Source organism: Acrocarpospora macrocephala (assembly GCF_009687865.1).
GTDB lineage: Bacteria > Actinomycetota > Actinomycetes > Streptosporangiales > Streptosporangiaceae > Acrocarpospora > Acrocarpospora macrocephala.
Genome location: NZ_BLAE01000047.1, coordinates 18,906 through 40,711, shown reverse-complemented (window position 1 = coordinate 40,711; position 21,806 = coordinate 18,906). Strand labels below are relative to the sequence as shown.

The window sequence follows — 21,806 nt, the reverse complement described above, 5'->3', positions numbered from 1 at the left end:
ATTGACGGCAATTTGGGTGATATGAGGGCTTGGTGACGGCCTCCTGGTGGACACGTACTAGGGATGGAGGTGGCGTCATGGCCAATAGGAATACCGACATCCACTCCGGGGCCAAGGGCACGGAGATGGCGCCAGAACGATGGTGGACGCTGGCCGTCCGCGGCGTACTGGCGATCATCTTCGGTCTCATCGCGCTGATCTGGCCCGCGATAACCCTGAAGGCCCTGGTCATCGTCTTCGGCGTGTACGCGCTGATCAACGGAGCGACCACGATCCTGGGCGCGTTCCGGGACCGGCCCAGCGGGGAACGCGGCTGGCTGATCCTCTCCGGCCTCGTCAGCCTGGCCGCGGGTATCGCGGCCCTGGTCTGGCCGCGCATCACCACACTGGCTCTGATCTGGCTGATCGGGGCCTGGTTCCTCATCACCGGCATCGTCGAGATCGTGGGCGCGGTGATGCGGCGCAAGGAGGTCGAGGGCGACTGGAGCATGCTCCTGAACGGCGTGCTCGCGGCGCTCTTCGGCCTGATCCTGATGCTCTGGCCGGGCGCGGGCGCGGTCGCGCTGGTGGCGCTGATCGCGATCTTCGCCATCGTGCTGGGCGCCGCGATGCTGGTGCTGGCGTTCCGGGCGCGGCACGTGACGCACCATCCCGGGCATCGCGCGCATCCGATGGCGGCGTGAAGAACATCCGGGAATAGACCTCTATAGGAGGAAGCTATTCACATTTCCGGCCGTGTGTGAGGCAATCATGTTGTCCGTACGACTCGATGAGGAGGCGACATGGATGACGTGCACGCGCGGCTGGGGCGGCACCTGCTGGTCGACGGGTATCGGCTGGTTCTCGATCTGGAGCGGAGCAAGGGCTCCTGGCTGGTCGATGCCCGCGACGGCAGGAAATATCTGGACTTCTACACGTCGTTCGCCTCCGCGCCGCTGGGGATGAACCCGTTCGACGACGAGCCGGAGTTCCTGGCCCGGCTGGGCCGGGTGGCCGCCAACAAACCCGCCAACTCCGACCTCTACACCGAGGAGCTGGCCGGGTTCGTGGAGACGTTCATCCGGGTGCTGGGCGATCCTGAGCTGCCGCACCTGTTCTTCGTGGAAGGCGGCGCGCTCGCCGTGGAGAACGCCGTCAAGTGCGCCTTCGACTGGAAGAGCCGCTGGAACGAGGGGCATGGCCGCCATCCCGGGCTCGGCACCCAGGTGCTGCACCTGAGCCGCGCCTTCCACGGCCGCAGCGGCTACACCCTCTCGCTGACCAACACCGAACCCGTGAAGACCGACCGGTTCCCCAAGTTCGGCTGGCCCCGCGTCGATGTCCCCGCGATCCACTTCGGGAATGTCGAGCGGGCCGAGGAGCGCGCGCTGGACCAGGCGGCCGAGGCGTTCCGGCGGCATCCCCACGACATCGCCTGCTTCATCGCCGAGCCGATCCAGGGCGAGGGCGGCGACAACCACATGCGGGCCGGGTTCCTCCAGGCCATGCAGGAGCTGTGCCACCGGCACGAGGCGCTGTTCGTGCTGGACGAGGTGCAGACGGGGGGCGGGCTGACCGGGACGCCCTGGGCGTACCAGCAGCTGGGTCTGGCCCCGGACATCGTGGCGTTCGCCAAGAAGACGCAGGTCGGCGGGATCATGGCCGGGCGGCGGGTGGACCTGGTGCCGGACAACGTGTTCCAGGTGAGCGGGCGGATCAACTCCACCTGGGGCGGCAACCTGGTGGACATGGTGCGATCCCGGCGGCTGCTGGAGATCATCGAGCGGGACGGGCTGATCCCGCGCGCCACGATCCTGGGCGAGAAGCTGCTCGGCGCGCTGCGCGGCCTGGAGGACGAGGGCCTGGTCGAGCACGCCCGGGGCCGGGGACTGATGTGCGCCTTCGATGTGCCTGGCGATCGCGGCGAGCTGATCAGGAGACTGCGCGAAAACGAGGGCGTCCTGATGTTGCCGTGTGGCGAACGCTCGGTCCGGCTGCGTCCGGCGCTCAACGTCGCGGCGGAGGACCTGGACTTCGGCCTCAGCCGCCTGGCCGCCGCGCTGCGGCCCTGATGCGCCTACTCCGCGGTGTTCGCGGCACGCCAGAGGTCGATGGCGGTGACCCGGGAGTCCACGCCGAGCTTGGAGTAGATCCGGTTGACGTGGTTCTTCACGGTCTTCTCACTGAGGAACAGCCGTTGGGCGATCTCGCCGTTGGAGTGTCCGGTGGCGATGAGGTCCATGACCTCGGTTTCGCGCTTGCTGAGGCTCATTCCGGTCCGGTCATCGACTCTCATCCGGCCTCCGTGGGCAGAGTCAAGGCGCCGAGGCCCCCGCGCGTCCGGCGTAGCGGTTGTGGCTAGCGGTTGAGTGCGAGCATAACCCGCGATACGGACCTTTGGGGCGATGTCGGCCGACTACTCGCGCGCAATTGCCCGGTTGGCGGCACCGCGGGCGGGAAAAGCGGAAGGCCGGTCCCTAGGGACCGGCCTCTCTCGCTGGGGTGAGTGATGGGACTTGAACCCACGACATCCAGGACCACAACCTGGCGCTCTGCCAGCTGAGCTACACCCACCATGTCCGCCGCTTGATCGCTGCGTACAAGGATGAGTGTAGCGGTTTCAGGTGCCAACTACGAACTTGTAATCGCCTCGGCCACGTCGCGCGCCGTGGCCGAGTCCGGACCGGGCTGCGGCACGAAGACCGCGGCCCGGTAGTACCGCAGTTCCCGGATGCTCTCGGTGATGTCGGCCAGGGCCCGGTGCCCGCCCTGCTTCTCGGGCGAGGCGAAGTAGACCCGCGGATACCAGCGCCGGGCCAGCTCCTTGATGGAGGAGACGTCGATCATCCGGTAGTGCAGGAAGGCGTCCACGATCGGCATGTCGCGGGCCAGGAACGAACGGTCGGTCGCGATCGAGTTGCCGCACAGCGGCGCCTTCTTCGGCTCGGCCACGTGCCCGCGGATGTACTCCAGCACGATCGACTCGGCCTCGGCCAGCGTCACCCCCTCGGCCAGCGCCTCCAGCAGCCCGGAGGCGGTGTGCATCGAGCGCACGACCTCCGACATCTGCTCCAGCGCCTCCGGCGGCGGTTTGATCACGACATCCACCCCGGCGTCCACCTGGTTCAGCTCGCCGTCGGTGACCACACAGGCCACCTCGACGAGCGCGTCCCGGCCGAGGTCGAGCCCGGTCATCTCACAGTCGATCCAGACCAGCAGGTCGTTCATGACCTAAGAGTAGTGCGCGTGGTCAGCCCGCTTGGAGCGAGTCCAGCACCTGGTCAAGTACGGACACGTTGAGATTGTCGGGAATCGAGGCGTAAAACAGGGAAGGTCGCTGCCCCGGACCCTGATCCACCAGCACGAACGCGCCCGGCTCGGTCTTCCACTTCCAGTTGTTGGCCTTGGATTGCTCGGTGAAATCCATCACGTACGAGACGACCCAAGCATCCTTCCCGCTCACCTTGATCGCCTCATTCTTGACGATCTTCCGCTCGTGCGCCGGACGGTAAAAAATCGGTTCGTACGCGACGAGCAGCGCACTGGTCACATTCCGCAGATCCTGCGGCCCGCTGTACGGGAACACCTCGGGCAACCGCGCGGCGTAGATCGAGCCCACCCAGTGGTTGCCCTCGTTGCCGTCGAAGTTCTCCTGCGAGATCGCCTGGTAGCCGCTGGTGAACACCGGCATCGAGGGATTGCTCGGGGAGTTGATGCTGTCCGCCTTCGGCACCGTCCACGGATCACCGGGGAACAGGTAGGACAACCCGGCCACCGGGTCCTGGATCCGGTCCCCGCTCGGCTGCGGCAGCTCGGTGAGCGGCTGCTGGCTGGGCTGCGGCGAGGGCTCCTCGCTCGGCGGGTCCTGGGGCTGGGTCTCCGGCGGCAGCGCCGGCTCGGTCGTGCTGGGCTGCGCGACGGGCGTCTCCTCCCCCCTGTTCACGAACACGAAGATCGCGCCGCCGATCAGGGCGAGCGCCACCACGATCGCGATCCCGCCCAGAATCCACGGCGCCGGCGAGCTCTGCTTCGGCGGCCCGAACTGCGGCTGCGGCAGCATGGAGGTCGGGTTCGGCTGCCCCCACTGCGGCTGCCCGCCAGGTCCGGGACCCCACTGCTGCTGCGGCTGCTGGCCGCTCGGCTGGGTCCAGGGCGTCGACGGCGTCGACGGTGTCGTGGGTGCCGGGGGCGTCGACGGTCCGGGGAGCGGCTGCACCGCCGTGGGCGCCGCCGCCGCGGGATCGGCTGGAGTCGTCGCGGCGGCCTGCTGCTCAAGCGGATGGGTGGCATCGGTCCACTGCGAACCGTCCCACCAACGAAGCTGGGGGGAGCCGTAAGGGTCGGGGTACCAACCGGCCGGGGTCGTCGTCATGCCCGAAAGCCTAGTGAAGTCAGCATTTGTACGAGAAGCTCGCTCTGTCCTGAATGGGTTTCCCGGTAGCGGTGTGATCCAGGATCCGCAGGGTCGCGGTGCCCTTGAGGGTACCCGGCCCTGTCACCTTCCAGAGCAGCGGCAATTCCACCGATTTCGTGTCAGACTCCACCCGCTGGGTTTGCCGGGTTTTGCGCCCGTCGCTCTGCTCCCACACGTAGGAGAAGGTCCCCGCGCCGCCGTTGGTGCTGACCAACGCGACGATCTTGGCGGTGGAGTCGCAGCCCTGCACCTTCTTCGGAGCCCGCACGTCCACCTTGGCCACCTCCAGGACCAGCCCGGGCGCCTGCCGGATCCACAGGATCACCGCGGCGACCAGGATGGCCAGCAGGATGCTGCCCGCCCAGGCGGTGCGCCGCCGGGACGGGCGCTTGGCCGCGACCGGGCCCACGTGGCCGCGCAGGTCGGGAGTGTGCTGGGTGGACTGCCCCTGCCGCCAGATCTGCGCGGCCGACGTCTCGACCGGAACCCCGGGACCGAACCGCAGGCCCTGCCCGTCCGAGGGACCGGACCGGGGACCGGGCTGGGTCGGGTCCTGGCCGCGGAACACGGCGGGGTCGAGCAGCGTGCGCATCTCGCCCGTCTCCGGCACGGCGGCCGGGGGCGGCGAGGTCGGCACGCTGGCGGAGGACCACACGTGCAGCGTCTGGACCAGCCGCTCGCGGGTGGTGAACCCGGCCGGCAGCACGTCCCGCCCGCCCAGCAGGGTGTCCCTGGCCGCGCTCAGACCCCGGGTGGCGGCCATCGCCGCCGCCCGGTCCAGCAACTGCGCGGACTGGCCGGCGGCCCAGCTGGCGGCCAGACCCCTGGCCAGGCCCGACCAGGCGGCCACGTCCCGCTCCACCGAGGTGGGCTCGCTGCGCAGCGCTTCCAGCAGCCCGCGCTCGGCCAGCAGGGCCGTGCCGTCCTCGCCGATCACGATCGTGCCCGGGTGCAGCGCGCCATGGGTGAGACCGGCGGCGTGCAGGGTGAGCAGGGCCTGGGCCGACTCCACCAGGATGGTGGCGGCGCTGCCCGAGTCGGGCGTGCGCCCGCCGTCCACCAGCAGCTCGGCCACCGTGGGCATGGCCCGGCGCCCGCTGATCAGCCAGACGTCGCCGCGCGCGGTCACCAGGTCGGCCACCGGCAGCAGGCCGGTGTGCCCGCCCTGCTGCAGCCGCCGGTCCGCGCTGACCGCCGCCACCAGCCGGTCCCGCGCCGCGGGATCGGCCAGCAGGCGCTGCTCGAAACGCAGCAGGCCGGACGGAGTGCCGTCCGGCGCCACCGCGTCATGCCAGGTGCCGACCTCGCTGATCCGGACCCGCCCGGTCAGCCGGTGCCCGGCGACGCTCCCCCCGTCGTGCATTTACCGCCGCCTCCGATGCCTTCCCACGAATCGCCTCACGGCAAGTGTGGCGGGAATCAGGCCCGTCGTCATCAGGCCGACGGCGAACACCCCAGCCGCGGTCGTGGCCAGCGGGCTCTCGCTGGGCGCGGCGTCCGGGCTGGCGAGCCCGACGGTCGGCTCCTCCCGCGGCGTGGTCGGCGGCTCGGTGCTGGGCGCCGGCGTGGTCGGCGGCGGCGTGGTCGGCGGGGGAGTGGACGGCGGGGGCGTCCGCGTCGGCGTCGGCGTCCGCGACGGGGTGGGGTTCGGCGGGTTGCCGGGGATCGTCGCCGTCGGGTCGGGCGCCTCCGGGGTCGGCGACTTCGACGGCTTCTTGGTCGGCTTGGGCGTCGGCTTCTTGGTCGGCTTGGGCGTCGGGGTCGGCTGGGGTTGCGGAGCCTGGGTGGTGGGCGCGGTGGTCGGCGGGGCGGGGTCGGTGGGGTCCTCCGCCGGTGCCGTCGACTCCTCCGGGACCACCGGCTCCTCGGTGTCCTCGACCTCCTCCACCGGCACCTCGGCGTCCACCGCCGAGGCGGTCGGCGAGACCGTGGTCTCCCCGGCCTGCAGGGTGGTGCCGCTGAGCGACCCGACCACCACCGCGGTGCCCCCGGCGATGACGGCCATGCCGACCACGGTGATGCCGATCTTTATGATCGCCTTGCTGAACAGGCCGCCGCCCAGCTTGCTCTCGCCCAGGGCGGTGTTGACCTCGGGGGCCTCCTCGGTGAGCGGGAAGAACGGCAGCAGCAGCCCGGCCAGCGCGGCCAGGCGGCGCCGCCCGCGCTCCTCCCAGTTGTCGCCGTACGCGTCGGCGGCGACGCCCTCCAGTTCGCGCAGGAACGACTCGGCCGAGGGCGGGCGGTCCGCGGGATGCTTGGCCATGCCGCGCTCGATCAGGCCCTGCAGCTGGGGCGGGACCTCCTCGATCGGGGGCGCGGCGGCCTGGTGCTGGCGGGCCAGCGCGGCCAGGTTGGTGGCGCGGAACGGCCGGGTGCCGGTGAGGCACTCGAAGAACACCACGGTGGCCGCGTAGACGTCGGTGGCCGGGCCCGCCGACGCGCCGGACCACTGCTCCGGCGCCATGTACGCCGGGGTGCCGGACACGTTGGTGCCCTCCCCGGCCCGGGCGGCGATGCCGAAGTCGACCAGCTTGCTCTGGCCGTCGGCCTCCACCATCACGTTCTCGGGCTTGAAGTCCCGGTGCACGATGCCCATCTCGTGGGCGATCCCCAGGCCGATCACCGCACCCTTGAGCACGACCAGCGCCGCCTCGGGACCGGTCGGGCCCTCGGAGCGGAGCATCGCGCGCAGCGAGACGCCGTCCACGAGCTCCATCACGATGGCGGCGCCCTGGGGGTGCTCGACGTACTCGTAGAATCTGGCGGCGTGCGGGTTGCGCTCCATCAGCGCGAGCAGGCGGGCCTCGTGCCGGAAGCGGGCCACGAAGCTCAGGTCGGAACGCAGCTCCTCGGACAGGTATTTGATCGCCACCAGCGTGCCGTCGGCATCGTGTCTGGCGAGAACCACCTGCCCCGCGCCGCCGGTCCCCAGCTCGCGCATCTCGGTGTAGCCGGGAACGCGCCAGGCGGCCGGTCTGCCGTACATAACGGTCTCCTTACAATCCCCGGGCCCCCCGCCACGACGAACACGTATCCTAGTGATCCACAAGACGGTGAAGCGAATAGTCACGACATAGTCGTGGATGGTGTCAGAAAGAGACCATTGTGGCGTACGTGACGAAATGTCATTGGATGATCGCGCAATTGGCGACTTTTTGGTCTCGGGTGGGCGCGCGGCCGAAGGCCGGGTCGGTCACCGCGGCCAGGCTGTAGTAGGTGTCGCAGAGCGTGCCGAAGTCGAAGGTCACCGTGACCGAATAGCTGGTCTCGCCCGACAGCGCGAAGGTCTGCGTGTTCACCGGGTTGGAGCCGCCCTCGCCGCGCGCGTAGGTGGTGGTCAGCTTGACCGGGCCCGGGCCGTCCGTGGTCACCCGGACCGTGCTCGTGATGTTCCCGTTGCCGTCCCGCTGCCCGCCCAGGCTCACCGCGAGGCCGATGACCTTGGGCGGGTCACAGTCCGCCTTGACCTCTTTCCGCACGCTGCCGGAAGGTCCGTCCGGATCGGTGCTCGCGGTGAAGCCCACCGCGCCCGTGCAGACCGCCTTCGGGAAGGTGTAGGTGAAGGTCCTGGTGTAGGAACGCTGGCCGGACAGGCGCAGCGCCTGCAGGGTGGAGGACTGGCTCGCGCCGGTGAAGTCGCCGTTCAGCTCGATCCGGCCGGTGCCGTCGGTCGCCACCTTGACGGTCGCGGTGGCGGTCTTGCCGCTCTTGTCGATCGCGACCGACTGCACGGCCAGGTCGGTCACCTGGGTCGGGCAGGCGGCGACCTTGGCGGTGGCGGTCACGGCGCCGGTGGCGGCGGCCGGGCTGGTGGTGGCCACGATGCCCCAGGTGCCGGCGCAGGGCCGGGTGCCCAGGTCGCGGCTGACCGCCTTGGTGTATTTCTTCGCCCCGCTCAGCGCCATCGACTGGGAGCCGACGACCTTGCCGTTCACGGTGAACTTCACGGTCAGCGTGGTCTTGGCGACGCCGTCGGTGACCACCGAGACCGTGCCCTTGGCCAGCGGCGCCGACGCCGAGGAGGCCAGCGAGAGACCGCCGACGTTCACCCCGAGCACCTTGGTCGGCGCGTCCTTCGTGGGGGTGGGGGTGGGCGTCGGATCGGGTTCAGGCGTCGGTTCCTGGGTGGGTTCCTCGGTCGGCTCTTCCGTGGGTTCCTCGGTTGGTTCCTGGGTGGGTTCCTCGGTGGGTTCCTCCGTCGGCTCCTCGGTGAACTCCGCGGTCGGCGACGGCAGCTCCTCCGCCACCACCGGGGTCACGTCCTTGATCGGCTCGTCGCTGGAGCCCAGGACGTACGCGGTGATCCCGCTGCCCGCCACGACCAGGGCCACGGCGCCGATGACGACCTTGCCCAGCAGGCTGCGCCCGAACGCGCCGAGCGAGGACTTGAACAGCGTGGTGCCCACCTGCGGCACGCTCCCGCCGCCGCCCATCGGGAACAGGCCCGCGGCCAGGCCGGCCAGCGCGGCCAGCTTGCGGCGGCCCGTCGCCTCCCAGTCGGGCCCGTACGCGGCGACGGCCACCGCCTCCAGCTCGGCCACGAACATGGCCGCGGTGGCGGGCCGCAGGCGCGGGTCCTTCGCCATGCCCCGCTCGATCAGGCCGCGCACCGGCACCGGCACGTCCCCGGCTGGGATCGGCGCGGTCTGGTGCATGTGCATCAGCACCACATGCTCGGTCGCCTGGTACGGCCGCCGCCCGGTCAGGCACTCGTAGAACACCGCCGTGGCGGCGTACACGTCGGTGGCGGGGGAGGCCGGATGCCCAGCCCACTGCTCCGGCGCCATGTACGCCGGGGTCCCGGCCGGGGTGCCGGCGTCGCCCGCCTTCACCGCGATGCCGAAGTCGACCAGCTTGCTGCTGCCGTCGGCCGGGACGACCACGTTCTCCGGCTTGTAGTCGCGGTGCACGACGCCCCGCTGGTGGGCGGCGGCCAGGCCGAGGAGCGAGCCCTTGAGCACGGCCAGCGCCGCCTCGGCCCCGGTGCCGCCTTCGGCCCGCAATAGCGCGCGCAGCGGCGCGCCGTCGATCAGCTCCATCACGATGGCCGCGCCTTCGGGTGTCTGCACGTATTCGTACAGTTTCACCACGTGCGGGTCGTCGACCTCGACGAGCAGGCGGGCCTCGTCGCGGAAACCGTCGAGGAAGCCCGGCTGCCCACGCAAGTCCTCGGAGAGGTACTTGATGGCCACATGGGCGCCGGACGCCTCGTGCACCGCGAGCACGACTCGGCCTCCGCCGCCGACTCCGAGAGTGCGCACCTCGGCATAGCCGGGTACGCGCCAGTCGCCGGGGGGAACCATGGAGGCCTCCTGTGGTGGTGCATGAAGTAGACGCCCTGCCGAACCGATCGGTTGACCGGATTGTTCGGAATTGACGTGTGACGCCGCGTGAGCGGATCAACGTTAGGGCGACAAAAGGAGACCTCTCGGACTATGTCCGTTTTTGTAAGAACAATGGACCACTCTGGACAGGACCACTTCGCGCGTCGAAGGGAACGCCAAAGAGAACGGTCGAGCCGTCGGCGGCAGCCGTACCCCTAGATCACGCGTTCCAGGAGGCGGAGCTCTTCGCGTGGGCGGGGCACCTCAAGGGCAGGAGTGCCCAGGATGCGCCGTACGTCGATCGCGCCCGGATCGCCCTCGCGGGCCCCCGGCACCTGGGAGTGGCCGAAATGCCCTCCTCGCGCCCACAGGCGGCCATCGCCTCCGCCTGCGAGGGAGTGCGGGAACGGCAGGGGTGGACCGGCCGGCCAGCGGCGGGGCACCTCCCAGGAGTCGAGCCAGGCCAGGATCTCGTCCAGCCCGTCGAGCTTGCTGTCGGTGAAGGGTTCCTGTACCGAGCCGAGCACCCTGATCTGGATGCACGCCCGGCCATGCCGGTTCAGGTCGCCGCCCAGGCCGCAGGCCGCCCGGGAGGGCGGGAGCTGCTGGACGATCTGCCCGAGCACCGGGTTCCACACCAGGTGCGCGGGGCGGTTCAGCTGGACGAGCCGCTGAGCGACGGATTTGGCCGAGATCCCTTGTGGGTCGGTCGGCCAGATGAACCAGACCACCCGAGGCGCGCCGCCGTTCATGGGGCCGGCGTCCTGGGGAGCGGGAATTCGACTGGCAACGGGTAGCCATGCCTGGGCCACTGTGCCCCCTCATGTCCTTGGTCGCCTGTTTTCTCCCCTTGTGATCTCTGCGCGAAACTTATGATCTCTGGACGTGTTCGGGGGGTTATGTGGGCTCGCTCGCGGCGGGCACGGTCGGCGTCGGGGACGCGGACACCGTCGGCGACGGGCTCGGCGCGCGCGGGGTCGTCGTCTGCTGGGGCACGCCGTCCGGCGGCGTCTGGGCGTTCTCGCCGCGCCACCACACCTTGCACACCGGATTGCCGCCCGCGGACCGGAACGCGACCGTCGCGCTCCCCGCCTCGCCAGGTTCGCTCACCGTGAGCGTCACTCTGCCGGTCGCGCCCGCCTTCAGCCGGCCCTTCCTGGCCGAGATCGTGGCCCCGCCGGAGACGGTGGCCGTCCAGGACAGGGCGGCGTTGCGCGCGGTCAGCCAGATCACGTCGCCGGTGGTGTCGCCGATGTCGCCGGGGCAGCTCAGGCCCAGCGCGGGGGAGGTGGGCCGGGCCGTGCGGCTCTTGGTGGGCGTCGGCGTCGGCCTGGGCTGGGAGATCGGGGTCGGCTGGACCGCGGGGGCCGAGCCCGGCGCGGCGGTGGAGCTCTCCGGCGGATCCTCCGACGGGATCTCCGCCGGGGTCTCCTCAGGATCTTGGATCGATCCATCGGAAGGCAGGTCCAGCTGCGGCTGCGTGCTGGGCGGCGGCATCGCCTCGATCCTGATGCTGCCGGCCGCGTCCTGGCCGCTGACCCAGGCCAGCGACCCGGCCGCCGCCACCACGCAGGCCAGCGTGGCCACGATCGGCGTCACCTTGCGCCGTCCCCGCGCCCTGCGCCGGTCGGGCGCGGCCCGGCGGCCCCGCTTCTGCCGGAACTCGGCGGTCACCGGGAAGCCCTCCCGGTCGAACCGGTCGGCCCGCTCGGTGATCAGCACCCGGGTCTGGTCCCGGTCCGGGTTGACGCAGGTGTCCACCACCCGGCGGCGCAGCGACAGCGGCGGATACATGATCGGCACCAGGTCCAGCAGCCGCCCGGCCGCCACGTGCTTCTTGCGGCCCTCCGCGCAGACCTCGCAGCCCGCGATGTGCCGGGTCAGCTTCTGCCGCAGCAGCGCGCTGAGCGGCCCGTCCCAGGAGTCGAGCAGGGCCGACACCTGCGGGCAGTGCGCCCGGCCGACCCGCGCCAGGATCACGGCGGCGGCCGCGTTCTCCAGATGGTCGACGCCCCGGGTCAGCCGCTGGGCGGCCTGCCGCGCGGTGAGCCCGAGCACCGCGCTCACCTCCGCCGGGGCAAGACCGTGCCGGAGCGTCAGTTCGAGCACCTCGCGCTCCTGGCGGCTGAGCTCGCCCAGCGCCTCGTGCACGGCCAGGCTCAGCTCCGGGTCCTCGGCCTCCTCCACGGCCGGGGCCGCTCCCGTGGCCGTACGGCCGGAGGAGCGGGCGGCGCACTGGAAGCGGGTCAGCGCGTACAGCCAGGCGCGCAGCCGGATCGGCTCCTTCAGGCGGTGCACCGAGCTCTGCGCGGTGACCATGGCGTCGTGCACGGCGTCCGCGGCGGCGTCCAGGTCGCGCAGGCAGGTGTAGGCGTAGTCGGTCAGCCGGTCCGCGTACGCGTCGTAGAGACTGGCGGGTGCGTGCGCGTCGGCCTGGCGCAGCGCCTCCAGTAAACGGTGATCGTCGGCGCGGCCGACGTTCGGCCATCCGGGCAACGGTGTCCTCCCCGAGATCGGGACCAGTAACGGAATCGGCGTGCTCTGCCAGGCCCCACACGAAAAAGACGCTCGTTTCCGGACGCGCGTTTACGGCGCACTGATCCATGCCCAAGTGGCATGAGCTGGGAAAACAGGGACGCCGGGCCCCTGGTGGGACCCGGCGTGCCGGTGGTGTTGGTGGGACCGCGCTACTGCACCGCGCTGGGGCAGTTGGGGGTGCAGAGACGGCGGGCGATGCCCTTGAGGAAGATGTTGCGGATCTCCAGCACGGTCTGCGGGAAGTAGGCCGTGCCGCCGGTCGTGCGGGCGATCCGAGTCATCTGGGTGCGGTTCCCGTCGGCCTCGGTGTTGAACGAGATGATCAGGATGCTGACCGGTTTCTGCGGGTCGAAGGCCTTCTTCAGCCGCTGCAGGATCCCGGCGTTGGAGATCCCGCCGGACGGGTCGTCGTTGCCGACGCCGTCGGTGAAGAGCAGGATCGTGTTGATCTTGTCGGCCTGGTACTCCTTGGTCATCTTCTGGTAGGCGGCCCACAGCGTGTCGTTCAGGCCGGTGTTGCCGGTCGGGATCGCCTTGAGCTCCGCCAGGTTCTTGGCGACCAGCTCGCGCCGGGTGACCCCGTTCAGCTGCTGGGCCAGCGGGCCGATCGGGATCGTCTCCTTCCAGTCCACCTTCTGGCCGTTCAGGTTGTCGGAGAAGACCCAGGTGCCGATCTCGGTCTTGTCCGGGAACAGCTTGAGGCCCTCGATGCCGACATCGGAGATGGCCTTCATCCGGGTCACGCCGGTGTTGTCGGCGGGCAGCGCCATCGTGCCGGAGATGTCGACGAGGGAGAGCAGCCGGGTGCCGAGGCTGACCCGCTTCCAGGACTGGGCCAGCGTGGTGACGGTCTTGGCGTCGGGGAGCGGCAGGGCGGTGGGGGCCTTCGGGTTCAGGCCCTGGGCCGCGGTGAGCGCGCTGCCGATGCCGTCGGGGGTGCGGAAGCCGTACTCCTGGATGGTCTTCTTGGACGCGGCGGACCCCAGTTCGGTGACGAACTCCTTGGCGGCCTTCGTGGCCGCTGCGTCGTTCTTGATCGTGCTGACGACCGGGTAGTCCAGGTTGACCGTGCCCTCGGCCGGGTAGAGCGCCACCGCCGCCGCGTCGTTCTTGGCGTTGAACGCCCAGACCGACTGCTCGCTGGTGACGCCGATGGGCACCCGGTTGGCGGTCTTGGCCAGGGTGGCGAACAGGCTGTCGGGGGAGGTCACCTTCGACTCCGACAGCTGCCGGAGCACGCCCACCAGCAGCTCGTCGGTGTTGGCGCCGCCGCTGGCCTTGAGCACTCCGGCGGCGGCGGCCAGCGCGCCGAGCCCGGCCGCGTTCAGGCCGGGGTCGAGCACCAGCACCCGGACCTTCTTGGCCAGGCCGTCGGGGTTGGCGGCGTTGGCGGCGTTCACCATGCCGGTCCAGCTCGGGGTGAAGGCGGAGGCCAGCTGCTCGGCGGCGGCCTTGGGCGCGGTGAGCACCACGGGGGACTGGGCCACGTTGCCGAGCACCTCGGGCGCGCTCTCCTTGGGCAGCCCGGCCAGCCAGAGGCTGGAATCGGGGATCCACAGGTCGGGCCGGGGCGCGTCGCCGACCCCGGAGAAGGCCGCCGCCACGCCCGCCGAGTCGGATCCGGAGACGGTGACCGCTATGCACTTGCCGTCCACCGTCTTGCCGGACTTGCCGAACCGCTCAGCGATCTTCGCCACCGCCGGTTCGACGTCCTTGGACGTCACGACCTTCAGCGCCACCTTGTCCACGCCGCAGCCGGGGCCCTCCTTGTTGACCACCACGTACGCGGCCACGCCGAGCAGCACCGCGAGCGCGACCGCGCCGGCCAGTGGCACCAGCACTTTGCCCGCGCCACCGCGCCGCCGCGGCGGGGGCTCCGGGTAGGGGTTGTAGCCGCCTTCGAGTTCATCGGTGCGATGGCGTCCGCCCACGGTGGCCTCTTTGGTGTCGATTGACTCCCGACGGTACGCGCCAGCGTTACGCCATATAGGGAGATTCTCCGTAATGCTTACGGAACGATAGCGGCAAGCCTAAGAACGGCAAAACCGCACTTCTAGTGCAATGATTACTTTCCGTATATATAGAGATTTGGTCTGTATCGGTGGACGCGATACATCTTGACATGGCCAAGACGCGATGTATCGTGATGGGCAACGGTCACGAAATTTCGGGTTTTGGTGCAGGGGTTGCTGTGCAGGGGACGCCGGGGGAGCCGCGAGACGTGGTGGTCAGGCGCCGTCCGGGTGACCTGTTACTGATCCAGTTCGCGCCGCCCGGAGTCACCCCCGCCGTACGGCACAGCCTGCGCGGCCTGGCGAATCTACGCGAAATCGTGATGAAGGAACGGCTCTGCCGCGCCTGGACCGACCCCGGCGGCGCCCAGTGCGTGATCCGCGAACTCCGCGCGGCCGGTCTCGACCTCGCGGTGGTGACCCTTCAGTGGCAGCAGGAGTGGCCGCGCCACGCCTTGCGCCCCTCGTGCACGGCCGCCGCCGCCAGGATCAGCGCCACCGCCGGATCCACCCACCACCAGCCGATCGTGTTCAGCGCCAGCCCCAGCAGCACCCCCGCCGCGGTCACCGCGCAGAGCAGGTTCTGGGTGCCCTCGCCCTCCGTGGCCGCCGAGCCGAGCCTGGCCCCGACCCGCCGCTTGGCCACCCCCAGCAAGGGCATGCTCACCAAGCTGATCGTGGTGACCACGATGCCCAGCGTGCTCGGCGTGGCCCGGTAGCCCTGGCTCAGATCGTGCGCCACGTGCAGCACGAGATAGGGCGCCAGCAGCCAGAAGCTCACCGCCACCGCCCGGGACGCGGTCTGCTCCGCGTTCAGCGAGTGCAGCCGGGCGCCGGTGAACCGCCAGATCACGATGAGGCTGGCCAGTGCCTCGACCAGCGCGGAAAGACCCCAGCCGACCAGCGCCACCGAATGCGCCAGCGCCCCCGACCACAGCCCGAGCAGGCTCTCGGCGCCGAGCCAGCCGAGGGTCGCCACGGACAACAGGCGAGCCCGGCGCGCGTCCCTCAGCCAGCCGGCTTCCTGCACGGCCGGATGTACGTGCGTTCGCTGGTCAGGCACCTTGACCTCCGATCGTCGCCCATCCGGCCACATGCAGCGGAGAGTACTGTATCGGTCACCATAGGTAATCGGCGACTGATGGCTTAAAGGAGCGGCAACGGTACGCTGGCCTGATGGTCATCGAGGTGGACTCCGCCGCCGACCCGCGGATCGCGGACTACACCCGCCTGCGCGACACCGACCTGCGCAAGGCGCTGGAGAGCGAACAAGGCCTGTTCCTGGCCGAGGGCGAGAAGGTCATCCGCCGCGCCCTGGCCACCGGCCACCCGCTCCGCTCGCTGCTGACGACCCGCAAGTGGCTGCCCTCCTTCGCCGACCTGCCCGCCGACGCGCCCGTCTACGTGGTCTCCGACGCGGTGATGGAGAACATCACCGGCTTCCAGGTCCACCGGGGCGCCCTCGCGTCCATGGGCCGCCTGCCGCTCCCGGCCGTCCAGGATCTGCTGGGACCCGCGCGCCGCGTCCTGGTCCTGGAGGACCTGGTCGACCACGGCAACGTCGGCGCGATCTTCCGGTGCGCCGCCGCGCTCGGCGTGGACGCGGTCGTGCTCTCGCCGCGCTGCGCCGACCCGCTCTACCGCCGCGCGGTCAAGGTCTCCATGGGCGCCGTCTTCGCCATCCCGTACGCCCGGATGGCCGACTGGTACGGCGGCCTCGCCGACCTGCGCCGCGCGGGCTTCCAGACCCTCGCCCTCACCCCCGACCAGAACGCCCCCGCGATCGACAAGATCCCCCTCGCCGACCGGGTCGCCCTGCTGCTGGGCTCCGAGGGCGACGGCCTGTCCTCGCACTGGCTGGCGGAGGCCGACCACGGCGTGTCGATCCCGATGAGCCCGAACGCGATGGCCCTCGGCGTCGACTCCCTCAACGTGGTCGCCGCCGCCGCTATCGCTTGCCACGCGCTGCTGCGCTAGTCCGGCCGACCGCCCAGTCGATCATTGTGCGGGCGCTGGCGTAACGCCGGGCCTCGGTGGCCTCGCCGAGCACGACGCCCATGTAGGTGTGGCCGAGCTTGGTGGCCACGAAGCTCAGGCAGTAGCCCGCCGCGCTGGTGTAGCCGGTCTTCAGGCCGATCACGCCGTGGCCCAGCAGCTCGTTGGTGTTGTGCCAGGTGTGGCGGCCGAACTTGCGCGCCTTGGTCTTGGCGATGGTGGCGATCACCGGGTCCCGCATCGCCACGCGGGCCAGCGTGACCTGGTCCCGCCCGGTCGAGTAGGCCCCGGACGCGGGCAGCCCGTCCGGATTGACGTAGCGGGTGTTCCGCAGGTTCAACCGGTGCGCGGCGGCGTTCATCTTGGCCACGAACTTGCGCGTGCCGGGGCCGTACCGTTCGGCCAGGGCGTGCGAGGCGTCCGCGCCCGAGTTGAGGAGCAGGGCGTACAGCAGGGCGCGCACGGTGAGGCGCTCGCCCGCGCGCAGCCCGCCCGTGGTGGCGCCCCGGGAGGCGGCGTAGCTTACGTCGGCGCTGGTGATCCTGATCACGTCGTCCAGCGAGGACTCCCGGCGGACCACGTAGGCGGTCATGACCTTGGTGAGGCTGGCCACCGGAACCCGGCGGGTCTCCCGCTTGGCGTAGTGGATCGTTCCCGTGGTGGCGTCCACCAGGTACGCGACACGCGCCGAGACCGGAGGCGCGGGTGCCGCGACAGCCGTGCCGGGAAAGGCGAGGATCAGAATCAGTGCGAAGAGGGCCCCGAGGCGCATACGCATGTGGTCATGATCGCATGCCGGCCGGTCGGGGTAAGGCTGCGAAACAGCCGGTTCGTCTCGGGGGGGATTAGATGGCAGGACGTTTCATCATCAGCAAGGACAAGGGCGGCGTCTTCCGGTTCAAGCTGGTCGCGGGCAACGGCCAGACGCTCGCGGTCAGCGAGGGCTACGCCAGCAAGGCGGCGTGCGTGAACGGGGTGGAGGCCGTGCGGCGGCACGCGGTGGACGCCAAGATCGACGATTCGGCGCTGGAGCCGCTCCGGATCTAGACCTCGGCGGGTTCGTTCTCCCGCGCCGCCGGAGCGTTCGCGCGCCGGCGGCGCCGCCACACCAGCAGCACGACGACGGCGATCAGCGCGGCCAGCGTCAGACCCCCGTAGAGGGGAGAGGTCGCGGCCAGTTTCAGCCACGCCCACACCCCGGCGTACAGGCCGAACGCGGTCACCGGGACCCAGGTCACGCAGCCGACGGCGCTCGCCACCAGATACCAGCGATAGTTCACCCGCAGCGCGCCCGCCACCCACGGCAGCGTGTGGCGCAGCCCGCCGGGCACCCAGAAACACCCGAAAACCGAGAGCGCGCCCCACCGCCGGACCAGGTTCTCCACCTTCGCGATGCGCTCTTTGCCGATCTTGCGCCCGACCCGCGTCTCGGGCAGCTTCGCGCCGAGCTTCTTGCCGCCCCAGTAGTAGAACTGGAACGCGCCGAACAGGGCGATCCCGCCCACCAGCACCAGCAGCCAGTACGGAACGCTGTCGACGATCCCGAAGAGGCTATCCATGGTGCGACCTCCCCGGAACGCGTCGATACCTAAGGACAGGCTTACCTAATCAATGCCGGTTCCGCAACTGCAAGCGGACGGCAAGCTCCGATCAACCATCCGCGCGTACATCTAAGTGTGAGCGTAGCTGGAGGGAAGATCATGAATACACATGGCGAGATCATGCCGGTTCTGGCCGGGGGCACCGGCACGGCCGTCAGATTGTTCCTGGCCACGCTCGCGGCCATCGGCGCGTACGTGGGCGTGGGAATCGCCCACGTCACGCCAGAACGGTCGATCACGCTGTCGGCGCGCACGGTCCCCGCCGAGGTCGCCGCCGCGCCCGCCGTCGGCATCGTCTCGGTCGCCGCGCTCGACGCCGGCACCGGCTGCGACCGCTCCTACCGGGTGCAGAGCGTGGTCCCGCCCGCCCCCGGCGGCGTCAGCTACGGCTGGACGCTCCAGCGCTGGAGCACCGGCGAGCGCGCCTGGCAGAGCTACCTGGTCACCTCGGGCGGTTTCGCCGGGGACGCCAGGACCCTGCGCTGGGACCCGCGCGTGGTGGCCAACCCCGGCTGGTACCGGGCCGTGCTCGCCGTCGAAGGCGACACCTACCGCAGCGAGAAGTTCGAGGTCAGCTGCTGAGCGCCCGCTCCGCCTCGGTCACCCACCGGGGCACGCCCACCCGCCGCGCCACCGCCAGCGACTTCTGGTAGTGCTCGGTCGCCTCAGGTAAGCCCAGCTTGACGGCCAGATCCCCGAGCGTCCTGGCCACCGGCCACAGCGCCACGACCCCCGTGCCCGCCCCCGCGATCCGGTCGTTGAACGGCTTCAACGCCGCGTACGCCTCCCGCATCCGGTCGGCGTCGTCGAGCAGCAGCCCGGCCAGCGCCCGCCAGATCATCGCCAGCTCGTAAAGGAAGTCGCCCCGGACGGGTTCCCGGGTGGCGGCGATCACCTGCGCGTCCCGCAGATGCCCGGCCGAGGCCAGCGTCACCGCGTACGCGTCCAGGGTCCACTTGGCGCCCCGCTGGTGCGCCTCCTCCAGCGCGTCCACCATGTCGGCGGCCTGCCCCTGCACCAGGTGCAGGCAGAAGGTGGCGATCAGCGGCAGGTCCTGGCGGCCCTCCAGCATCCCGGCTCGGGCGGTCAGCCGGGCCGCGTTCCGGTAGGCGCGCTCGGCGCCCGGGTAGTCTCCGGAGATCATGAGGCGCTGGCCCGCGTACCAGGCCCCGACGGCGGCCGGCGCGGACAGGTCGTACTGCTGGCCGAGCCGCTCGGCCCTGGCCAGCTGCCGGTCCGCCTCGGCGAAGTCGCCGCGGGCCGCCGCGCACTCCAGCAGCACCAGGTGGGCCAGCGTCTGCACCGCGATCTGCCCCGACTCCGCGCCGACGCGCAGCAGCTCCCTGCCGATGTCCTCGCGCTCGTCGACCTGCGCCATCGTGTACGACTGCCGCAGCCGCCCGCTCAGCGCCATCGCCAGCAGCTCGGGGTCGCCGCTCGCCCTGGCCAGCTCCTCGGCCTCCAGCGACGCCTGTCCGCCCCGGGGGGTGGCCGAGCCCTCCAGCTCCAGCGCGAGCGTGGCCAGCAGGCTGGCGCGCAGCGACTGCTCGCCCTCGCCCGCTGGGAGTTCCAGCAGTGCCTTCTCGGTGACGTCGACGATCTCCCAGGCGGTCCTGGTGAAGTCGCGGGCGATGCCCTTGTGCGGCACCGCGAGAGCGGCGGCCACCCGGGCCGTCATCTCCAGGTCGCCCAGCGGCAGCGCCACGTCCATCGCGTCCCGCCGGTGCGCCCGGGCGGCGGCCATGTCGCCGCAGAGCGCCAGCGCCCGGATCAGCCGCAGCTGCAGCTCCAGCCGCTCCTTGCCCGGGCTGCCGCCGGCCCGGTCGAAGGCCGCGATCGAGCGTTCCCACTGGGACGCCGCCTCCCGGTGCGCGAACCGGGAGGAGGCCTGCTCGGCGGCCAGGCCCGCGTACCTGACGGCCTTGGCCGCGGTCTCGGCGGTGCCGGCCAGGTCGTAGTGGTGGGCCAGCGCGGCCACGTCGCCCGGGTTGCGCTTCTCGATGACCGAGGCCACCGCGGCGTGCAGCCGGGAGCGGCGCAGCCGGGACGCGTCGGAGTAGAGGGTGTCGCGGACCAGGCCGTGGTCGAACCGGAGCCGCCCCGGGCCTGGTTCGGTGACCAGACCGGCCAGCAGCGCGGCCTCGACCGCGTCCACCACCAGGTCCTCGTCGCCGGAGATGTCCACCAGCACGTCCACGTCCACGTCCCGGCCGATGACGGCGGCCTGCAGCAGGATCTGCTGGGCCTTCTCCGGCAGCCGGGCGATCCGCCGCCGCAGCACGTCGCGCACCCCGGACGGCACCTCGGAGATGTCCTGCTCGGCCGCCAGCAGCCGCACCGTCTCGATGACGAAGAACGGGTTGCCGCCGGTCCGCTCCACGATCGCGGCGACCACCTCGTCCTCCACGTCGCCCGCGCTGGTGGCGCGCACCAGCGCGGCCGTGTCCGCGGGGGACAGGCCGTCCAGCTCCACCCGGACCGGGCCGAGCCGGGCCAGCGCGGCCAGCACGTCCTGCTGCGGGTCGTTGAGCTCGTTGTCCCTGCACGTCACCACCAGCAGCACCCGGCTGGCGGCGAGCAGGCTGGGCAGCGCGCGCAGCAGGGCCAGCGTCTGGTCGTCGGCCCAGTGCAGGTCTTCCAGGGTGATCAGCAGCGGGGCCTCGCGGGCCACGCCGGACAGGAAGCCGCCGACCGCGCGGTGCAGCCGGAACCCGCCGGAGGCCTCGTCGTCGCCGGTGTCGGGGGCGTGGTCGTCCAGCAGGGGGGCGAGCAGCGCGCCGTACTCACCCGCGCCGCGGCGGGCGATCAGCGTGCGCAGCACCTCCACCCAGGCCCAGCCGGGCGGGGTGGCCGGGCTGTCGGGGCAGGCGCCGCCGGCCGCGATCCAGCCGTGGCTCTCCAGCTGCCCGGTGAGCTGGCGCAGCAGCATGGTCTTGCCGGCGCCCGCGTCGCCGCCGATGACGGCGATGGTGAGCCGTCCCGACTTGGCCCGAGGCGCGGCGGCGGCCAGCGTGGTGAGCTCGGCGTCCCGGCCGACGAACGGCTCCGGCTCCAGCGGCGGCACCGAGCCGACCTCGACCGGGCGGGGCGGCCAGCTGGCCGTGCTCTCCAGGCGGCGCGGCGCGGCCGTCAGCTCCAGGCCCGAGTCCTGGGCCAGGATGTCGGACTCCATCTTGCGCAGCGCCGGGCCCGGGTCGATGCCCAGCTCGTCGGCGAGGATGTTGCGCGCCTTGCGCAGCGCGGCCAGCGCGTCACCCTGCCGCCCGCACCGGTACAGGCCCAGCGCGAGCAGCCGCCAGCCCTCCTCGCGGAGCGGGTTCTCGGTGGTCAGCGCCTCCAGGTCGGGCACGGTCTCGGCGTGCAGCCCGAGCCGCAGCCCCGCGTCGGCGTGCCGCTCCCGCGCCACCAGGCGCAGCTCGTTGAGCCGGGTCACCTCGGCCTCGGCCCACGACTGGTCGGCGAAGTCGGAGTACGGCGTGCCCTGCCACAGCCCCAGCGCGGACTCCAGCCGGGCCCTGGCCGTCTGCGGGTTCTCGTCCAGGCGTTCCCCGGCGGCCCGCACGGTGGCCTCGAACCGGAGCGCGTCCACCTGCTCGGGGGCGGCCCGCAGCGCGTAGCCGGAGGCGACCGTGACCAGCAGCCGGTTGGGGCCGCCGCGCGGCCGGTTGGGCTCCAGCACCCGGCGCAGCCGCGAGATGTACACCTGCAGGCCCGACTGCGCGCCCTTGGCGGCGTCGTCCGCCCACAGGTCGAAGATCAGCGTGTCCACCGGCACGACCTGCCCGCGGGCGACCAGAAGCCGCGCCAGCACGGCCCGCTGCCGCAGGCCGCCGAGGTCGAGCTCACTCTCGCTCTCGTTGTCGGCGCCGTACGCTTCGACCGGTCCCAGGACCCGGAAGACCACCTTGCTCATGTCAGCCGCCACGCTATGCGCGCCGCCAAA

The 21,806-nt window shown here is 71.3% G+C and carries 18 protein-coding genes and 1 tRNA gene; 5 read left to right on the top strand and 14 right to left on the bottom strand.

Going from position 1 to position 21,806, the window contains the following annotated elements; translation table 11 throughout:
* Window positions 1-77 precede the first annotated feature (77 nt).
* Together Amac_RS35335 and lat are read left to right on the top strand one after the other, a co-directional pair.
* Complete coding sequence (locus tag Amac_RS35335) at window positions 78-683, top strand: HdeD family acid-resistance protein (RefSeq protein ID WP_246268937.1); 606 nt, start codon at window positions 78-80, stop codon at window positions 681-683.
* Window positions 684-782: 99 nt separating this feature from the next.
* Complete coding sequence (gene lat / locus Amac_RS35330) at window positions 783-2,051, top strand: L-lysine 6-transaminase (protein ID WP_155358764.1); 1,269 nt, start codon at window positions 783-785, stop codon at window positions 2,049-2,051.
* A gap of 5 nt (window positions 2,052-2,056) precedes the next feature.
* On the opposite strand, the gene Amac_RS35325 is transcribed toward lat, so the two are convergent.
* The 11 genes from Amac_RS35325 to Amac_RS35275 all read right to left on the bottom strand — a co-directional run bounded on the left by Amac_RS35325 (window position 2,057) and on the right by Amac_RS35275 (window position 15,330).
* Window positions 2,057-2,275, bottom strand: coding sequence for a helix-turn-helix domain-containing protein (locus tag Amac_RS35325; RefSeq protein WP_155358763.1), 219 nt, complete (start codon window positions 2,273-2,275; stop codon window positions 2,057-2,059).
* 202 nt (window positions 2,276-2,477) lie between these two features.
* Window positions 2,478-2,553 (bottom strand) — tRNA-His (locus tag Amac_RS35320).
* Between the two features lie 57 nt (window positions 2,554-2,610).
* The gene (orn, locus tag Amac_RS35315) at window positions 2,611-3,207 is read right to left on the bottom strand and encodes an oligoribonuclease (RefSeq protein ID WP_155345685.1); all 597 of its coding nucleotides are present in this window, start codon (window positions 3,205-3,207) and stop codon (window positions 2,611-2,613) included.
* Between the two features lie 22 nt (window positions 3,208-3,229).
* Window positions 3,230-4,351, bottom strand: a complete 1,122-nt coding sequence (locus Amac_RS55480) for a DUF2510 domain-containing protein (protein WP_218041475.1) — start codon at window positions 4,349-4,351, stop codon at window positions 3,230-3,232.
* A 19-nt stretch (window positions 4,352-4,370) separates the two neighbouring features.
* Complete coding sequence (locus Amac_RS35305) at window positions 4,371-5,756, bottom strand: protein kinase family protein (protein WP_155358762.1); 1,386 nt, start codon at window positions 5,754-5,756, stop codon at window positions 4,371-4,373.
* Window positions 5,757-7,379 carry a serine/threonine-protein kinase gene (locus tag Amac_RS35300; protein WP_155358761.1) on the bottom strand — a complete coding sequence of 541 codons (1,623 nt, stop codon included), beginning with the start codon at window positions 7,377-7,379 and terminating at the stop codon, window positions 5,757-5,759.
* 139 nt (window positions 7,380-7,518) lie between these two features.
* The gene (locus Amac_RS35295) at window positions 7,519-9,696 is read right to left on the bottom strand and encodes a serine/threonine-protein kinase (protein ID WP_155358760.1); all 2,178 of its coding nucleotides are present in this window, start codon (window positions 9,694-9,696) and stop codon (window positions 7,519-7,521) included.
* 236 nt (window positions 9,697-9,932) lie between these two features.
* Window positions 9,933-10,469 carry a hypothetical protein gene (locus Amac_RS35290; protein ID WP_155358759.1) on the bottom strand — a complete coding sequence of 179 codons (537 nt, stop codon included), beginning with the start codon at window positions 10,467-10,469 and terminating at the stop codon, window positions 9,933-9,935.
* 145 nt (window positions 10,470-10,614) lie between these two features.
* Window positions 10,615-12,213 (bottom strand): sigma-70 family RNA polymerase sigma factor, encoded by a 1,599-nt coding sequence (locus Amac_RS35285; protein WP_155358758.1) that lies wholly within the window; start codon window positions 12,211-12,213, stop codon window positions 10,615-10,617.
* Window positions 12,214-12,404: 191 nt separating this feature from the next.
* Window positions 12,405-14,186, bottom strand: coding sequence for a substrate-binding and VWA domain-containing protein (locus Amac_RS35280; RefSeq protein WP_155358757.1), 1,782 nt, complete (start codon window positions 14,184-14,186; stop codon window positions 12,405-12,407).
* 505 nt (window positions 14,187-14,691) lie between these two features.
* The gene (locus tag Amac_RS35275; RefSeq protein WP_246268936.1) at window positions 14,692-15,330 is read right to left on the bottom strand and encodes a cation efflux transmembrane domain-containing protein; all 639 of its coding nucleotides are present in this window, start codon (window positions 15,328-15,330) and stop codon (window positions 14,692-14,694) included.
* Between the two features lie 113 nt (window positions 15,331-15,443).
* On the opposite strand from Amac_RS35275, the gene Amac_RS35270 reads away from it, so the two are divergent.
* Complete coding sequence (locus tag Amac_RS35270; RefSeq protein ID WP_174900265.1) at window positions 15,444-16,244, top strand: TrmH family RNA methyltransferase; 801 nt, start codon at window positions 15,444-15,446, stop codon at window positions 16,242-16,244.
* On the opposite strand, the gene Amac_RS35265 is transcribed toward Amac_RS35270, so the two are convergent.
* Window positions 16,216-17,040 (bottom strand): D-alanyl-D-alanine carboxypeptidase family protein, encoded by an 825-nt coding sequence (locus Amac_RS35265; protein ID WP_246268935.1) that lies wholly within the window; start codon window positions 17,038-17,040, stop codon window positions 16,216-16,218. The genes Amac_RS35270 and Amac_RS35265 overlap by 29 nt on opposite strands.
* Window positions 17,041-17,111: 71 nt before the next feature.
* Between Amac_RS35265 and Amac_RS35260 the strand changes: the two genes are divergently transcribed.
* Window positions 17,112-17,309 carry a YegP family protein gene (locus tag Amac_RS35260; RefSeq protein ID WP_155358754.1) on the top strand — a complete coding sequence of 66 codons (198 nt, stop codon included), beginning with the start codon at window positions 17,112-17,114 and terminating at the stop codon, window positions 17,307-17,309.
* Here Amac_RS35260 and Amac_RS35255 read toward each other — a convergent pair.
* Window positions 17,306-17,821, bottom strand: coding sequence for a DedA family protein (locus Amac_RS35255; RefSeq protein WP_155358753.1), 516 nt, complete (start codon window positions 17,819-17,821; stop codon window positions 17,306-17,308). The two genes, Amac_RS35260 and Amac_RS35255, sit on opposite strands and share 4 nt — an antisense overlap.
* A gap of 141 nt (window positions 17,822-17,962) precedes the next feature.
* On the opposite strand from Amac_RS35255, the gene Amac_RS35250 reads away from it, so the two are divergent.
* Complete coding sequence (locus Amac_RS35250) at window positions 17,963-18,445, top strand: hypothetical protein (protein WP_155358752.1); 483 nt, start codon at window positions 17,963-17,965, stop codon at window positions 18,443-18,445.
* Here Amac_RS35250 and Amac_RS35245 read toward each other — a convergent pair.
* Window positions 18,435-21,776: an ATP-binding protein gene (locus Amac_RS35245; RefSeq protein ID WP_155358751.1), complete on the bottom strand. Its 3,342-nt coding sequence runs from the start codon at window positions 21,774-21,776 to the stop codon at window positions 18,435-18,437. The two genes, Amac_RS35250 and Amac_RS35245, sit on opposite strands and share 11 nt — an antisense overlap.
* Window positions 21,777-21,806 lie beyond the last annotated feature (30 nt).

Excerpts from the sequence above, each read along its gene's own strand:
- Amac_RS35335 (WP_246268937.1), top strand. The coding sequence starts at position 78 with ATGGCCAATAGGAATACCGACATCCACTCCGGGGCCAAGGGCACGGAG.
- lat (WP_155358764.1), top strand. The coding sequence starts at position 783 with ATGGATGACGTGCACGCGCGGCTGGGGCGGCACCTGCTGGTCGACGGG.
- Amac_RS35325 (WP_155358763.1), bottom strand. The coding sequence starts at position 2,275 with ATGAGAGTCGATGACCGGACCGGAATGAGCCTCAGCAAGCGCGAAACC.
- orn (WP_155345685.1), bottom strand. The coding sequence starts at position 3,207 with ATGAACGACCTGCTGGTCTGGATCGACTGTGAGATGACCGGGCTCGAC.
- Amac_RS55480 (WP_218041475.1), bottom strand. The coding sequence starts at position 4,351 with ATGACGACGACCCCGGCCGGTTGGTACCCCGACCCTTACGGCTCCCCC.
- Amac_RS35305 (WP_155358762.1), bottom strand. The coding sequence starts at position 5,756 with ATGCACGACGGGGGGAGCGTCGCCGGGCACCGGCTGACCGGGCGGGTC.
- Amac_RS35300 (WP_155358761.1), bottom strand. The coding sequence starts at position 7,379 with ATGTACGGCAGACCGGCCGCCTGGCGCGTTCCCGGCTACACCGAGATG.
- Amac_RS35295 (WP_155358760.1), bottom strand. The coding sequence starts at position 9,696 with ATGGTTCCCCCCGGCGACTGGCGCGTACCCGGCTATGCCGAGGTGCGC.
- Amac_RS35290 (WP_155358759.1), bottom strand. The coding sequence starts at position 10,469 with ATGAACGGCGGCGCGCCTCGGGTGGTCTGGTTCATCTGGCCGACCGAC.
- Amac_RS35270 (WP_174900265.1), top strand. The coding sequence starts at position 15,444 with ATGGTCATCGAGGTGGACTCCGCCGCCGACCCGCGGATCGCGGACTAC.
- Amac_RS35265 (WP_246268935.1), bottom strand. The coding sequence starts at position 17,040 with ATGCGTATGCGCCTCGGGGCCCTCTTCGCACTGATTCTGATCCTCGCC.
- Amac_RS35260 (WP_155358754.1), top strand. The coding sequence starts at position 17,112 with ATGGCAGGACGTTTCATCATCAGCAAGGACAAGGGCGGCGTCTTCCGG.
- Amac_RS35255 (WP_155358753.1), bottom strand. The coding sequence starts at position 17,821 with ATGGATAGCCTCTTCGGGATCGTCGACAGCGTTCCGTACTGGCTGCTG.
- Amac_RS35250 (WP_155358752.1), top strand. The coding sequence starts at position 17,963 with ATGAATACACATGGCGAGATCATGCCGGTTCTGGCCGGGGGCACCGGC.
- Amac_RS35245 (WP_155358751.1), bottom strand. The coding sequence starts at position 21,776 with ATGAGCAAGGTGGTCTTCCGGGTCCTGGGACCGGTCGAAGCGTACGGC.